This is a genomic window from Novosphingobium fluoreni (genome assembly GCF_014196615.1).
GTDB classification, from domain to species: Bacteria; Pseudomonadota; Alphaproteobacteria; order Sphingomonadales; family Sphingomonadaceae; genus Novosphingobium; species Novosphingobium fluoreni.
On sequence record NZ_JACIDY010000004.1, the window covers coordinates 1 to 14336 of the forward strand.

The following is a 14336-nucleotide window of genomic DNA, read 5'->3' on the forward strand; positions in this document are numbered from 1 at the left end:
GCTCGCCCATCATGGCTTGCCATCCTTCAGCATCCTAATGCTGAATCAGACCCTTACCCCAAGTGCAAGCCCGACTTTTTCAACACAATCTCCCAAGACCCTCCGGCGAGTGCCGACCAGAATGCGTCGTCAGTCGATAGGGTTTGGAACGGCAGATTCCACCGAAACCAGCCATTCGCTCAACGAGAGGCCGCTTGGCGGCAACGTACCCTGTACTGCCTTTCAGCGCGGCGATGGCCGCCTTGCACCGTCTTCGCTCCCTGTGCAGCGCTGGCTATGGGGAGCTAAAATGTGGCAGAGAACCGCCCTACAGTCACGATCGGTCAACCAGATTGGCTATTCATGCGCTTGCTCTGGATCGCACGGTTCCCCGGGGCTTTCGGTCTGAATGGCTGTGTGATGGATCTCGAAGCGCGCCTCCAGCAATGCGCTCACGCTTTGCCGCACTGAATCCGCATCCGCGCCGCCGCCCAACGTCACATGGACGGTGCAACTGACATCATCATTGGACGTCGACCAAATGTGAAGGTCGTGGAGACCGGTCACTCCAGCGAGACTTCTGATTTCCTTACGGACCTGCGCGAGTTCGAGTCCGCGGGGAACGCCTTCCAACAGCACATTCGTGGTGTCACGCAGCAGGATCCATGTTCGCGGTAAGACCCATAGCCCGATCGCCACAGCGACGATCGGATCGACCCAGGTCCATCCGGTGAACTTGATCGCCAGCGCCCCCAGAATCACGCCGACCGAACCGATCATGTCGGCCCAGACCTCAAGATAGGCGCCCTTCACATTGAAGCTCGCCTCCTTGCCGGCGATGAGCAGGCGCATTGAGATGAGGTTCACGCCAAGGCCAATCGCAGCGACAATGAGCATGCCCAACGATTGGATTTCCTGAGGCTCGTTGAACCGCTTGATCGCTTCCACGAATACATAAGTCGCGATGGAGAACAGGAGGACGGCGTTGAACGCGGCCGCGAGAATCTCGAACCGTCGATAGCCGAAGGTGCGTTTCTCATCGGGCGCCTTCTTGCCCATCTTGATTGCGAGCAGCGCAATCACAAGCGCGGCGACGTCGGTCAGCATATGAGCGGCGTCGGACAACAGCGCCAAGCTGTTGAAGACGAACCCGCCGATTACCTCGGCGACGAGGTAGGTCGAGGTGAGCGCAAGCGCCCACCCCAACATCTTCGTGTTCGCGCCGGCCGTGTGATCGTGGCTGTGGCCAGCTCCGCTATGGTCATGCGCCATGGGGCATCTCCTCAAATTGGCCTGCCGGACGTTCGTCGCGATCGGCAGCGCGCTGCCCAAACTGGGCATAGAGTGTGGGAAGAACGAACAGGGTCAGCAGCGTTGCCGAGATCAGTCCGCCGATGACCACCGTAGCCAAAGGCTTCTGAACCTCGGCACCGGCCCCGCTGGCAAAAGCCATGGGTACGAAACCCAGGCTTGCGACCAGCGCGGTCATGGCAACGGGCCGCAGGCGCTGGATTGCCCCGGTCCTCGCCGCCTCAGCCCGGCTCATGCCAGACCGGATCAGATCCTGGATCGAACTGACCATGACGAGCCCGTTTAGGACTGCGATGCCGGACAGCGCGATGAACCCGACCGTTGCCGAGATCGAGAAATCCATCCCCCGCACGAATAGCAGCAGAACACCGCCGACCAGCGCAAACGGAACGCCCGTGAACACGATCGCCGCGTCGCGCACGTTGCCGAGAGCTCCGTAGAGCAGCAGCAGGATGAGCAGGAAGCAGCCCGGGACGACCAGCTTGAGCCGTTCGCTGGCTGACGCCAAGTTCTCGAACTGCCCGCCCCATTCGAGATAGCTACCGGCGGGCAAGCGCACCTCCTTGGCGATCGCCGCCTGCGCGTCGGTAACGACGCTGCCGACGTCGCGGCCACGCACATTGGCCTGGACGACAACACGACGTTTGCCGTTGTCACGACTGATCTGATTGGGGCCATCGAACACCGCGATGGTCGCCACGCTCGAGAGCGGCACATAGGAGCCACCAGCGACAGGCACCTGCACCTGGGCAAGTGCTCCGAGATCGGCACGTTCGGCTTCGGACAGGCGGATGACGACCGGGAAGCGCCGGTCACCCTCGAAGATCATGCCAGACGTCCGGCCGCCGATAGTCGCGGTGATGGTATCCTGCACGTCCTGCGCGGTGACCCCGAGCCGCGCCATCGCGTCACGATTGACGCGGATGTCGAGCATAGGAAGACCGGTCGTCTGCTCGACTTTTACATCGGTCGCGCCTTCGGTCTTCCGTAACACCGAGGCGATTTGCTCGGCCGTGCGGTTCATCGCCGCAAAGTCGTCACCGAAGACTTTGACCGCGACATCTCCGCGTACGCCGGCAATCAGTTCGTTGAACCGCATCTGGATCGGCTGGGTGATCTCATAGGCGTTGCCCGGACCCTTGCCCAACTCGGCTTCAAGTCGTTCGACCAGCTCGGCCTTGCTGAGCTTTGGGTCTGGCCATTCGTCGCGCGGTTTGAGGATGACGAACATGTCGGTGGCGTTGGGCGGCATCGGATCGGACGCGAGTTCCGCAGTGCCCGTCTTGGAGAAGACGAACTTCACCTCCTTCTGTCGCGACAATATCCGCTCGAGCGGCACCTGCATGGCCTGGCTTTGTTGGACCGAGGTGGCCGGAATGCGAAGCGCCTGGATCAGCACGTCGCCTTCGTCGAGCTGTGGCAGGAAAACCTGGCCCAGCGAGAGGAAGGCAGCCGTCGCGACAGCGAGGCTGCCGACCGCCGCACCGATCGTGATCGATGGTTTTTTCATCGCCCGATCGAGACCGGGCTCGTAGCGCTGCTTCAGCCACGAGATGATCCGGCCGTCCTTCTCCTCCACTTTCTTCGATAGCCAGATCGCAATCATGGCCGGCACGAAAGTCAGCGACAGGATGAAGGCGAAGGCCAGCGCGATGATGACCGTCAGCGCCATCGGCACGAAGGTCTTGCCCTCCACGCCCGTGAGGGTGAGCAGCGGCACATAGACGAGTATGATGATCGCCTGCCCATAGACCGAGGGACGGATCATCTCGCGCGCCGCCCTCGCGACGTTCGAAAGCCGCTCCTGAAGGCTGAGTAGACGGCCTTCATGATGCTGCTGTTCGGCGATCCGTCGCAGAGCATTCTCGACGATGATGACCGCGCCGTCGACGATCAGCCCGAAGTCCAGCGCCCCTAGGCTCATCAGGTTCGCCGAGACGCCCGCGCGCAGCATCCCGAACCCGGTCAGAACCATCGTGATGGGAATTACCAGCGCCGCGATCAATGCGGCCCGGAAATTGCCTAGCAGAAGGAAAAGCACGACGATGACGAGCAGAGCGCCTTCGCTCAGGTTCTTGGCGACGGTCTTGATCGTCGAGTTCACCAGCGCCGTTCGGTCGAGTACCGGTTGGATGACGACATCTGGAGGCAGCGAGGCGTTCACCTCCTTGAGGCGGTCGGCAACGGCCGTCGCCACCGTTCGGCTGTTCTCTCCGATGCGCATGACCGCTGTGCCGACGACCACTTCGGTCCCGTTCTCCGATGCAGAGCCCATCCGGATCGCCTGACCGGTCTGGACGGTCGCGACCTGATCGAGCGTGATCGGAACGCCTTCCCGGGTAGCGATGACAGTCCGAGCCAGCTCTGCCTCGTTGCGGATCAGGGCATCCGACCGGACCGCGAGACCCTCGCCGCCACGGTTAACGAAGCCACCGCCTACGCTCGTATTGTTGCGTTCGAGCGCCGTGCCAAGGTCGGTCAGCGTGAGGCCGACGGACGCCAGCTTCTGGACGTTGGGGACGACTAGGTACTGCTTTGCGTAACCGCCGATGGAGTCGATGCCGGCGACACCGGACACGTTCTTGAGGAGCGGCGTGACGATCCAGTCCTGCGCGGTGCGCAGATAGGTCGCCTTGTCGGCCTCGCTCGTCAGCCGCTGACCTTCTGGCGTGATATAGCTTCCATCGGGTTGCTGGCCGGGTTCGCCGGGCCGGTGCCTGTCGTCGGCGCGGTGCTCCAGACGAACGGTCCACATATAGACCTCGCCAAGCCCGGTCGAAATCGGCCCCATCTCGGGGCTGGCGCCGTTGGGCAGACTCTCCTTCACCCCCTCAAGGCGTTCGCCGACCTGCTGGCGCGCGAAGTAAATGTCGGTCGTGTCGGTGAAGACGGCCGTCACCTGCGCGAAGCCGTTCCGGCTCAGCGAGCGGGTGTATTCTAGGCCGGGGATGCCGGCGAGCGCAGTCTCGATCGGGAACGACACCTGCTTCTCGACCAGTTCGGGCGAGAGGGCGGGCGCCCGGACGTTGATCTGGACCTGGTTGTTCGTGATGTCCGGCACTGCGTCGATAGGCAGTCGGGACAGGGAGTAGGCGCCGGTGACGGCAGCGACGGCGGTGAGAGCGAGGACAAGCCAGCGCTTCTCGATCGCCCATGTGACGATGCGGGCGATCATGGCTTAGTCCTCGTGCGCTGCTTCGCTCTTGCCGAGTTCGGCCTTGAGCGTGAAACTTCCGGTGGTGGCGATCCGCTCACGGCCAGACAGCCCGGAACGGATGAGCACCGTGTCGCCGGCGGCATCGCCGAGCTGGACCGGGGTTGCCTTGAAGCCTGTCGCAGTTCGCACGAACACGACCGTCCGTCCTTCGACCGTCTGCACGGCTGTCGACGGAACACGGATCGTGGAGGGGCCGCCGTCGCCAGCAAGCTGCACCGAGGCGGTCACGGCCTCACCCACGCGCCAGAGATTGCCGCCGTTGTCCAGCGAGGCAATTGCCGGCACCAGTCTGGTCTGTGGATCAAGCGCGGGCGAGACGAAGCTGATCCGCGCCGTTGCCGTGCGCCCCGATGCGCTGACCGTCACTTGCGCTCCCGGCCGGATGCGCCCCGCATCCTCGGGCTTGAGGCTGAGCGATAGCGACACCTTCGAGAGATTGGCGACCCGGAACAGCTCGACATCGGCTGCGACCGTCTGGCCAAGCACCACCGGACGGCTAATCACCTGACCGGAAATCGGCGAGACGATGCCAAGGCGGTTGAAACCGCCGCCGCCGCCGCCAGCCGCCGACACCTGGCTTTGCGCCTGGGTGAGCGCGATCCGTGCTTCGGTCGCGGCGGTTCGCGCCGCGATCAGATCCTGCTCGGGCGAGACGCGCTGGGAAAACAGTCGCTGCTCGCGCGAGAGATTGGAATTTGCGAGCGCAAGCCGGGCGCGCGCCGCTTCGACCTCCCCCTTGAGTTGCGCCGCCTCCCGGCTTTCGATCACGGCGAGCGTCTGCCCACGCGCAACGCTCTCGCCAAGATTGCGGTTGAGTGCGACCACGCGCCCGGCAATCGCCGCCGAGACGACCTGCGTCGCCTGCGGATCGCCGTCGATCGTCGCTGGCAGCTCGATCGTACCGGAGCCGCCGACCAGTGGCGCTGCAACCTGAACGCCAGCAGCCGCGATCTGGTCAGTCGATAGTGTCACCACACCTTCATCGGCGTGGCCGGCTTCCTTGGCCTTTTCGGGCGCAGCCTCGTTCGTCGAATTGGCGCCGTTACAGGCAGCAAGCATGAGCGCGAGCGACATTGCGCCCGACAACTGGATATTCTTCATCACTGGTTCCTCCCTTGAGGCGCGGGAGCGGTCAGTCGCTCCAGCCGCGCGCGGGCATTTTGATAGTTTGCGAGCGCATCGATCGCGGCGACACGTGTGTCGGCGAGGGTGCGTTCGGCATCGAGCAGGTCGAGTTGGCCGAACTTCCCTTCGCGATAGCCGATACGGGCGATGCGGGCGGCCTCCTGCGCCGCAGCGAGCGCCGGGCCGACGGCGGCGCGTGCAGTCGTTTCGGCGTTGGCAGCCTCGGCTTGTGCTTCGGCAATGGCCTGCTCGACATCGAGCGCAGTCATCCGCCGACTCGCCTCCACCCGTGAGCGCTCGGCGCTCGCCTGGGCGACCGCCGCCTTTCCATTGTTGAACAGCGGGATCGGGATCGACACGGTGAACACTGCAGCGGTGTCTTTGGTCGCCTCCAGACGCCGCAGCGCAGGACCGACGTTGAGGTCGGGAACGCGATTGGCGCGCGCTAGGCGGATGCCGGCATCGGCGACCGCCAGATCAGCATCCGCTGCCGCCAGGGTCAGCGTGCCGAATGCTGAGGGCAGGACGGTTGGGCGATAGGTCGCGGCCGGAAGACGATCGAGCAGTGCAACGTCGAGCCCGCTATCGATGGGGCGTCCCAGTCGCCGTGCCAAGCTGAGACGGGCAACTTCGGCAAGTCGCGCCGCACGCTCAAGGCGGGCTGCCGCGTTGATCCTGGCGACGTCGGCCCTTTGCTCTTCGAGGGGCGATGCTCTGCCAGCCTGCACCCGCACTCTTGCGGCTCGCAGAGCATCATCTGCGATGCGGAGCTGGTCACGCGCCGTCGCGAGCCGTCGTTCCGCAGAGATTGCCTCGACATAGAGCGAGGTAACCTGAAGCCGGACATCGGCTGCAGCGACCGCCGCCTCCAGTTCGGCTCGCGAAAGCTGGGCGTTGGCGACAGCGACTCGAGCGCTGCGTTTGCCACCAAGTTCGATGGGCAAGGCGACGCCCATCGTCGTTTCGGCGCTTCTGAGTCCACTATAGGGACCAGTGCCGGCGACGTTTTCGACCTGGGCCTGGGCCACCGGGTTGGGACGCAGGCCGGCGACCGTCCGGTTCGCCTGTGCCGCCTTGATCCCGGCATTGGCCGCGTCCGCCGACGGTGCCGCGCCGCCAGCGGCGGCAACGGCCTGTTCTAGCGTCAATATCGGTGCCGACGTATCGGCCGATAGGCGCTCCTGTTGCGCCTGCGCCACAGAGGCACAGGACGCCGCGGCGAACATCGCCGCGAGCAATTTCTTCATGAGTATTTATTCCTGACTGATGAGCGTCAGGCCGGTATGTGCCGACCAGCGAAATCGTCAGGCTTGGGGTGGCCTCGGCAGAACATTGCCATGCGCGTTGGGGGCAGGGGCGTTCAACTGACCGATCCCTGGCATGACCATGAGCACAGCAGTCTCGCGGCCGCAGGCAGTGGCTGGCGTCCCGACGTCATGCCCATGGCAGGCGTTGTGATGGTGCGGCAGGCCATTGTCGCTGTCTGCAGGGACTTCGTCGCCATCACCCGGCGCATGGATAGCCAATTCGATGCCGAGTACGCTCCCGCCCGCTGCTTCAGCGGCATGCGCCATGCCCGCGAAGCCGGTCAGCACCAGCACCAGGCATGCGAGCAGAGGGAGGAGCTTACGCATCATCTACCCCCTATCACTCCGCCGCCACAGTGTAACTGACGTTTTGCGCAGTCAACTCTCTGCGCGCCTGCATGATGATTTGCGTACCCCCGGAAATGCCGAGGCCCGCCATAATGCCGGCGACGATCAGGTCGGGCCATGCAGTGCCGGTGCCGAACACACCAGCTGCGGCGAGGACGACCGCGATGTTGCCGATCGCGTCATTGCGCGAGCATATCCAGACTGATCGCATGTTCGCGTCGCCGCTGCGGTAGCGATACAGCATGACAGCGACACCCGCGTTCGCGATGAGTGCCACAACCCCGACGATCCCCATGACTTCGGCCTGCGGCGTTTTGCCGTTCCAGATTGCCCAAACGGTGATCGCGAGCACGTAGAGCCCGAGCGCGGCAAGCGTAGCGCCCTTCATCAGGGCAGCACGGGCACGCCAGGCGAGTGCCATGCCGGCAACGCCGAGGTTGATCGCATAGTTCGCGCTGTCGCCAAGGAAATCGAGGGCATCCGCCTGCAACGCCTTCGAACCGCCAGCCACGCCTGCTACCATCTCGGCCACGAACATGGCGGCGTTGATGCCGAGCGCGATCCACAGAGCGCGCCGCCAGGACGGATCATTGTTCGGATCGGGCTTTGCCGATGCGCAACTGTTGCAGGCCATCTCCACCTCGTGATTCGCGATGTGGAACGCTATATGCACCCTGTAGCAACTACAGACTCAAGGACTTTCTCGTGACCCAGGTGACGATCGGCGGTCTTTCGACCGCCACAGGCGTGAAGATCGAGACCATTCGCTACTATGAGCGTGCCGGCCTGATCTCCCGACCGTCCCGGACTAGCGGCAATTATCGCTCCTACACTCCGGATGATGTGGCGCGTCTGCGGTTCATCAAACGAACCCGCGATTTAGGTTTTAGCTTGGAGGAGGTCCGCGCGCTGCTGGATATTGCAGCGCAGGAAGATCGCGACTGCTGCGAAATCGATGTCCTTGCGACCAAGCACTTAGCTGAAGTTGACCGAAAAATTGCAGACCTTACTGCGCTTCGACAGCAACTATCAGCTATGATCACATCGTGCCGCGGAGGCACCGTGGCTGATTGCCAGATTTTGGGAGCGTTTCAGCAAGACTAGCAGAAACGGGCGCGTTCCGCGGGGTAAACAGCTCCCCACTGGCATCAGCGAGATCATCGCCGCGCTTGCGTAAATCCATATATCCATTAATGTGGATATATGGACAACGACTCAGCTATTGGCGCGCTTGGGGCGCTCGCTCAGGGAACGCGTCTCGACGCATTTCGCCTACTTGTACGTCATGAGCCTGAGGGCCTGGCTGCCGGCGAGGTCGCCAAGGCTCTCGACGTGCCGCAAAACACCATGTCGGTGCATCTCGCGACGCTGGCGCGCGCTGGGCTGATCTGGTCCGAGCGCCGCAGCCGCGTCATCAACTACCGCGCCAATCTCGACCAGCTGAAGGCGCTAACCCTGTTTCTCGTGAAGGACTGCTGCGGCGGGAAAGCGGAGCTGTGCGCCCCGCTGATCGCCGAGCTCAACCCCTGCTGCTGAAGGCCCCCATGACCGTCGATATCGTCATCTATCACAACCCTGAGTGCGGGACGTCGCGCAATACGCTGGCGATGATCCAGAACGCCGGCATCGAGCCTCACGTCATCGAGTATCTCAAGACCCCGCCGAACCGCTCGCGGCTCGTTTCGCTGATTGGCCGGATGGGGATCACGCCCCGTGCCCTGCTGCGCGAGAAGGGCACGCCCTATGCCGAGCTTGGCCTTGGCGACCCGGCACTCTCCGATGACCAGGTGATCGAGGCAATGATCGCGCATCCGATCCTCATCAATCGGCCGATCGTCGTCTCGCCGCTTGGGGTGAAGCTATGCCGCCCATCGGAAGAGGTGCTCGACCTGCTGCCCGCGCGGCAGCGCGGCGCCTTCACCAAGGAAGATGGCGAGAAGATCATCGACGATGCGGGCAACAGGATCGGCGGATGACCACCGCCGTTCCGGCAAGGCAGGCGATCAGCACGTTCGAGCGCTATCTCAGCGTCTGGGTGGCGCTGTGCATCGTGGTCGGGATCGCGCTCGGCTATGCTTTGCCGGGCCTTTTCGCTGCCATTGCCTCGGCCGAGATGGCGCGCGTCAACCTTGTGGTCGCGATACTCATCTGGCTGATGATCATCCCCATGCTGCTCAAGATAGACCTGCGCGCGCTCGGCTCGGTACGCCAGCACTGGAAGGGAGTTGGCGTCACCCTGTTCATCAACTGGGCGGTGAAGCCCTTCTCGATGGCGCTGCTGGGCACTCTGTTCCTCGGCTGGCTGTTTCGGCCGCTGCTGCCGGCGGGCGAGGTCAGTTCCTACATCGCCGGGCTGATCCTGCTTGCCGCTGCGCCCTGCACGGCAATGGTGTTTGTCTGGTCCAACCTCTGTGAGGGTGAGCCGACTTACACGCTAAGCCAGGTCGCGCTCAATGACGTGATCATGGTGTTCGCCTTCGCGCCGCTTGTCGGCCTGCTGCTCGGCGTCGCGTCGATCACGGTGCCGTGGGACACGCTGATGATCTCGGTGATGTTCTACATTGTCGTGCCGGTGCTTGTTGCGCAGATCGTCCGCAGCGCCGTGGTCGGATCGGGTGGACAGGCTGCATTGGACCGGCTGCTGGCCCGGCTTGGGCCGGTCTCGCTGCTCGCGTTGCTCACCACGTTGGTGCTGCTGTTCGGGTTTCAGGGCGAGGCGATCATCGCCCATCCGCTCGTCATCGCGCTGATCGCGGTGCCGATCCTCATCCAGGTCTATTTTAACGCCGGGCTCGCCTATTGGCTGAGCCGCAGGCTCGGTGTGGCATGGTGCGTGGCGGCCCCTGCTGCCCTGATCGGTGCCTCCAACTTCTTCGAGCTGGCGGTCGCCGCGGCGATCAGCCTGTTCGGGCTCAACTCGGGCGCGGCGCTGGCGACCGTGGTCGGCGTGCTCGTCGAGGTGCCGGTGATGCTGTCGGTCGTCTCGATCGTGAAGCGGACGCGGCCCTGGTACGAGGCGAGAGCGAGGGCATGAGCCAGATATATTTCTCGGAAGCGCGGCACGCCGATTATACCTTGCAGCTCGCGCTCGGTGCCGCGCAGCTCCCGACCGACGATCTCGGCCGTCCCGACCAGATGTTCTTCAGCCTGTCCGACGATGATGGGCTGATCGGGTTCATCGGTCTGGAAGGAAACGGCGCTGACCGGCTGCTACGATCGCTGGTTGTGCTGCCGACCCGTCGCGGCAAGGGCTATGGACGGATGCTGGTCGAGCGCCTCGAAGGCGTTGCCGATGGTGCTGTGGAACGACTGCACCTGCTGACCAGTGGCACCGGGGAGCTCTTCCGCCAGCTCGGTTATGTCGACGCCGATCGCGACGCCGCGCCGGCCTTCATCGCCGCGACCGCGCAGTTCACGTCGCTATGCGGTCCGCGCGCGACCTATCTCGTCAAGGATCTTGAATGACCCGTATCCGCACGTTGATCGACCGCGACCATCTGCCCGCCCTCGACCGTAGCCTCGCGATCACCCGGCCCGGCGCCGGCATGGGCGACGACCACCCTCCGCCCCGCATCCTGCTGCTGTACGGGTCGCTGCGCGAGCGCTCGTTCAGCCGCCTCGCGACCGAGGAAGCCGCGCGGCTGCTGATGCTGTTCGGTGCCGAGGTGCGGATATTCGATCCGAGTGATCTGCCGCTCCCCGATCAGGTGGCGGGAGACGATCACCCCGCTGTCCATGAGCTTCGTCAGCATGCGCTCTGGTCCGAGGGCATGGTTTGGTGCAGCCCCGAGCGCCACGGCCAGATTACCGGGATCATGAAGGCGCAGATCGACCATCTGCCGCTGGAGTTCGGCGGCATGCGCCCGACCCAGGGCCGCACCCTCGCTGCCGCCTCTCCATTTCGGATGGTTCGGCGGCCTCGCCATCAAAGTCGCTTACGGGCTTCTCGGCTTGGCACTTTGCGTCGTAACTTCGAGCGGCATGACGATCTGGTTCGCTCGGCGGCGTGATAAAGGGCGCCCTGCTCTGGCCTGGCAGCGTTTTTGGACCGCGACGGCCTGGGGCCAGCCCGCCACATTCGCGTTAATCGCCATCCTCCCGCTGACAGGAGTCCATGATCATGCTCTCATCGCGTGGATCATTATGACCGGAATGGCCTATGGCACGGCCTGCATTTCTATACCTGATAAGATATTCGGTGCAGTCTTCCGCTATTGTGCAGCTGTATTGATGGCGGCAGTACCGATTTTGCATGTGATCCGCTGGAGCGGCACTGCTCAGGATGGGATAGCTTGGTTCATCGACGCTGTACTTCTAGCGAGTGCAGGTCTTATTGCGCTGTTGGCACGACGCCGACGCTATGCCGATTGATCTATGGTCATGGCGAGGGGGCGCACTTTACCGATCGACGAGGGGCGGCATCGAGCAATATACAATGACATCCCGGACTATGCTCGTTAGGGGCAACCCCCGTGCATCGGCTGCGTCGCCTCGTCCTTGCCAATAGGCTCTTCGCCTGTGCGGTTCTTGCGCTCGCGTTGCTGATAAAAATCGTCATCCCGACTGGCTTCATGCCGACGATGTCAAACGGTCACATCGTGGTCAGCGTCTGTTCGGGGATGGGGCCGGCGACGATGATCATGACCATCCCTGGCCTCGAGCATAAATCGGACGGCGATGATCATAGGAGCAAGGCCGAGCAGCCCTGCGCCTTCGCCGGACTTTCAGCGCCTTCACTTGCCGCTGCCGATACGTTGTTGTTGGCAGCCGCGATCCTGTTCGTCCTGGCGCTCGGAATGCGCCCCCTGGTGCTGCCGGCTTCCACCGCGCCGCCCTATCTACGCCCGCCTCTAAGAGGGCCGCCTCTCCACTGATCTTCGTGTCGCATGACGGCGACGGGTGTTGGCGCTTCCAGGCGCCACCGCCCGCGTGGCCGCGCATGTGAATCGGCGCGACCGCACGCGGCCGCGTGTCGGGCGACGGCAAATTTGCCCGCCCGTGCAACCAGAGATTCAGGGAAGAACCGTGAAAACATCCATTATCGCACTCGCAGCCTGTCTGGCCGCGAGCCCCGCCGTTGCCCAGGACCAGGCTCCAGCCGACACCAACACAGCGCGACCCAACGATATTATCGTTACCGCGACACCCACAACCCAGCAGGCCACCGCTGCGATCGACCGCACGCCGGGCGGTGTCGAAGTTGTCTCCGACACCGCGTTCAAGAACACGCCGGTCCAGCATATCAAGGACATTCTTGGCTATGTGCCGGGCGTCATCACGCAGCCGCGCATGGGCGACGATGCACGCGTTTCGGTTCGTGGATCAGGGCTGTCACGGGCCTATGGCGCACGCGGCATTTCCCTCCTGCTGGACGGCGTGCCGATGAACACGGCGGATGGCCTAGTCGATTTCTTCGAGGTCGATCCCAGCGCTTATCGTTATGTCGAGGTGTTCAGGGGCGGCAATGCCCTGCGCTATGGTGCCAATGCGCTGGGCGGTGCGATCAATCTGGTTACGCCGACCGGCCGCGATGCCTCGCCGCTCGATGCGCGCCTCGACGTTGGCAGCTTCGGCTATGTGAAGGGCCAGGCCAGCACTGGCGGTGTCTCGGGCGCGCTCGACTATTTCGCGACCGTTTCGGCCCAGCGGATCGACGGCTATCGCGACCATAGCGACGGCGATGCCATTCGCGGCAACATGAATGTCGGTTACCGGATCTCGCCCAATGTCGAGACTCGCTTCTATCTGACCGGCGCCTCCACCAATCAGCGCATCCCCGGCGAGGTCTCGAAAGCGCAAGCGCTCGGCAATCCGCGGGCGGCGAACCCCGCCTGGGTCGATCAGGACCAGCAGCGCAATGTCGACTCCGTCCGCATCTCGAACAAGACGACGGTCCGGCTTGATCAGACGGTGCTGGAGTTCGGTGCCTTCTACAACTGGCGCCATGTCGATCATCCAATCTACCAGTATCTCGACTACACCGTGGACGATTATGGCGGGTTCCTGCGCGCCGTGGACGATCGCATTATCGGTGGCCTACGCAACCGGCTGATCGTCGGTGTCAATCTACACAACGGCACGATGGATACCGAGCAGTTCGTCAATCTGCCCGGCGCGGTGAAGGGCGCGCTGACCCAGTCGATGGCCGACAAGTCGAAGAACCTCTCCGTGTATGCCGAGGACTCGCTCTACGTGCAGCCCAACCTCGCTCTGATCGCGGGCGTTCAGTATCTGCATGCGACCCGCGATCGACGGGACCGGATCAGCACGGGGTCAGGCCGCCAAAGCTACGACCTGTGGAGCCCCAAGGTCGGTGTGCTGTGGGACGTCCAGTCGGACGTCCAGTTCTTCGCCAATGTCTCGCGCAGTGCAGAAGTGCCGAGCTACGACGCCGGCATTTTCTCGTCACCGACTGCGGACATGAAGGCCCAGCGCGCAACCACCTATGAGATCGGCACGCGCGGGCGCAGCGGCGTCATCGGATGGGATGTCTCGCTCTATCGTTCCGAGATCCGCAACGAGTTGCAGTGCCTCACGCTCTTCCCATGGGCGCCGTGTACCACCATCAATGCCGATCGCACTGTGCATCAGGGGATCGAAGCGGGGCTGAACGGCGATATTCCGCTCTCGGCCTCCGGGGGCAGCCTCGCGCTAACCGCCGCCTACACCTACAGCGACTTCTTCTTCGACGATGACGCCATCTACGGGAACAACCGCATTCCGGGCGTACCGAAGCATTATCTGCGCGCCGAGATGCTCTACAAGCATCCCAGCGGTTTCTACGCCGGTCCAAATGTCGAATGGGCGCCGGGGCACTATTTCGCCGACAATGCCAATACGCTGACGGTCGATCCCTATGCGTTGCTGAACCTGAAGGCCGGGTTTGATCTGGGCGAGCGTTGGTCTTTCTACGTCGAGGGCCGCAACCTCGCCGACAAGCGCTATATCTCCACCGTGGCCATCGCCGGCACGGCCGGTCCAACATGGGAAATCTTCAATCCGGGTACGGGCCGCGCCGTCTATGGCGGCGTGCGGTTCCGGTGGTGACG

General features: G+C 63.5%; 14 protein-coding genes and 1 pseudogene. 9 read left to right on the forward strand and 6 right to left on the reverse strand.

All coding sequences use genetic code 11. The features are described from left to right. Window positions 1–336: 336 nt before the first annotated feature. The 6 genes from GGR39_RS09230 to GGR39_RS09255 are packed head-to-tail and all read right to left on the reverse strand — an operon-like array spanning window position 337 to window position 7825. Window positions 337–1251: a cation diffusion facilitator family transporter gene (locus tag GGR39_RS09230; protein WP_183616878.1), complete on the reverse strand. Its 915-nt coding sequence runs from the start codon at window positions 1249–1251 to the stop codon at window positions 337–339. Next, window positions 1241–4465, reverse strand: coding sequence for an efflux RND transporter permease subunit (locus GGR39_RS09235; protein WP_183616879.1), 3225 nt, complete (start codon window positions 4463–4465; stop codon window positions 1241–1243). Before GGR39_RS09235 ends, GGR39_RS09230 begins: the two co-directional genes overlap by 11 nt. 3 nt (window positions 4466–4468) lie before the next feature. Then, window positions 4469–5608: an efflux RND transporter periplasmic adaptor subunit gene (locus GGR39_RS09240; RefSeq protein ID WP_183616880.1), complete on the reverse strand. Its 1140-nt coding sequence runs from the start codon at window positions 5606–5608 to the stop codon at window positions 4469–4471. Then, on the reverse strand, window positions 5608–6879 hold the full coding sequence (locus tag GGR39_RS09245) for a TolC family protein (protein WP_183616881.1): 1272 nt from the start codon (window positions 6877–6879) through the stop codon (window positions 5608–5610). The genes GGR39_RS09240 and GGR39_RS09245 overlap by 1 nt, the downstream gene beginning before the upstream one ends. Before the next feature lie 57 nt (window positions 6880–6936). Beyond that, window positions 6937–7266: a hypothetical protein gene (locus tag GGR39_RS09250; RefSeq protein WP_183616882.1), complete on the reverse strand. Its 330-nt coding sequence runs from the start codon at window positions 7264–7266 to the stop codon at window positions 6937–6939. 13 nt (window positions 7267–7279) lie between these two features. Then, window positions 7280–7825: a cation efflux transmembrane domain-containing protein gene (locus tag GGR39_RS09255; RefSeq protein WP_246388589.1), complete on the reverse strand. Its 546-nt coding sequence runs from the start codon at window positions 7823–7825 to the stop codon at window positions 7280–7282. A gap of 167 nt (window positions 7826–7992) precedes the next feature. Here GGR39_RS09255 and GGR39_RS09260 point away from each other — a divergent pair, with 167 nt between their 5' ends. From GGR39_RS09260 to GGR39_RS09300, 9 genes and pseudogenes are all read left to right on the forward strand, one after another. Further along, the gene (locus tag GGR39_RS09260) at window positions 7993–8391 is read left to right on the forward strand and encodes a MerR family transcriptional regulator (RefSeq protein WP_343055844.1); all 399 of its coding nucleotides are present in this window, start codon (window positions 7993–7995) and stop codon (window positions 8389–8391) included. 99 nt (window positions 8392–8490) lie between these two features. Beyond that, a complete protein-coding gene (locus GGR39_RS09265; protein ID WP_183616884.1) occupies window positions 8491–8823 on the forward strand; it encodes an ArsR/SmtB family transcription factor in 333 nt (110 codons plus the stop codon). An 8-nt stretch (window positions 8824–8831) separates the two neighbouring features. Continuing rightward, window positions 8832–9263, forward strand: coding sequence for an arsenate reductase (glutaredoxin) (gene arsC / locus GGR39_RS09270; protein ID WP_183616885.1), 432 nt, complete (start codon window positions 8832–8834; stop codon window positions 9261–9263). Continuing rightward, window positions 9260–10321, forward strand: a complete 1062-nt coding sequence (arsB, locus tag GGR39_RS09275; protein ID WP_183616886.1) for an ACR3 family arsenite efflux transporter — start codon at window positions 9260–9262, stop codon at window positions 10319–10321. The genes arsC and arsB overlap by 4 nt, the downstream gene beginning before the upstream one ends. Beyond that, the gene (locus tag GGR39_RS09280; RefSeq protein WP_183616887.1) at window positions 10318–10752 is read left to right on the forward strand and encodes a GNAT family N-acetyltransferase; all 435 of its coding nucleotides are present in this window, start codon (window positions 10318–10320) and stop codon (window positions 10750–10752) included. Before arsB ends, GGR39_RS09280 begins: the two co-directional genes overlap by 4 nt. Continuing rightward, window positions 10749–11174: pseudogene (locus GGR39_RS09285) on the forward strand (NAD(P)H-dependent oxidoreductase); the annotation flags it as partial. The gene GGR39_RS09280 and the pseudogene GGR39_RS09285, both read left to right, overlap by 4 nt. Window positions 11175–11268: 94 nt before the next feature. Further along, complete coding sequence (locus GGR39_RS09290) at window positions 11269–11658, forward strand: hypothetical protein (RefSeq protein ID WP_246388590.1); 390 nt, start codon at window positions 11269–11271, stop codon at window positions 11656–11658. A 101-nt stretch (window positions 11659–11759) separates the two neighbouring features. Then, entirely contained in the window at window positions 11760–12161 is a 402-nt protein-coding gene (locus GGR39_RS09295) for a DUF2946 family protein (protein WP_183616888.1), read from the forward strand. A gap of 151 nt (window positions 12162–12312) precedes the next feature. Then, window positions 12313–14334 carry a TonB-dependent receptor domain-containing protein gene (locus GGR39_RS09300; protein WP_183616889.1) on the forward strand — a complete coding sequence of 674 codons (2022 nt, stop codon included), beginning with the start codon at window positions 12313–12315 and terminating at the stop codon, window positions 14332–14334. Window positions 14335–14336: the final 2 nt, after the last annotated feature.

Bases quoted from the DNA above. Each gene is read 5' to 3' on its own strand.
- GGR39_RS09265 (WP_183616884.1), top strand. From the start codon at position 8,491: ATGGACAACGACTCAGCTATTGGCGCGCTTGGGGCGCTCGCTCAGGGA.
- arsC (WP_183616885.1), top strand. From the start codon at position 8,832: ATGACCGTCGATATCGTCATCTATCACAACCCTGAGTGCGGGACGTCG.
- GGR39_RS09230 (WP_183616878.1), bottom strand. From the start codon at position 1,251: ATGGCGCATGACCATAGCGGAGCTGGCCACAGCCACGATCACACGGCC.
- GGR39_RS09245 (WP_183616881.1), bottom strand. From the start codon at position 6,879: ATGAAGAAATTGCTCGCGGCGATGTTCGCCGCGGCGTCCTGTGCCTCT.
- GGR39_RS09240 (WP_183616880.1), bottom strand. From the start codon at position 5,608: ATGAAGAATATCCAGTTGTCGGGCGCAATGTCGCTCGCGCTCATGCTT.
- GGR39_RS09235 (WP_183616879.1), bottom strand. From the start codon at position 4,465: ATGATCGCCCGCATCGTCACATGGGCGATCGAGAAGCGCTGGCTTGTC.
- GGR39_RS09290 (WP_246388590.1), top strand. From the start codon at position 11,269: ATGACGATCTGGTTCGCTCGGCGGCGTGATAAAGGGCGCCCTGCTCTG.
- GGR39_RS09280 (WP_183616887.1), top strand. From the start codon at position 10,318: ATGAGCCAGATATATTTCTCGGAAGCGCGGCACGCCGATTATACCTTG.
- arsB (WP_183616886.1), top strand. From the start codon at position 9,260: ATGACCACCGCCGTTCCGGCAAGGCAGGCGATCAGCACGTTCGAGCGC.
- GGR39_RS09250 (WP_183616882.1), bottom strand. From the start codon at position 7,266: ATGCGTAAGCTCCTCCCTCTGCTCGCATGCCTGGTGCTGGTGCTGACC.
- GGR39_RS09255 (WP_246388589.1), bottom strand. From the start codon at position 7,825: ATGTTCGTGGCCGAGATGGTAGCAGGCGTGGCTGGCGGTTCGAAGGCG.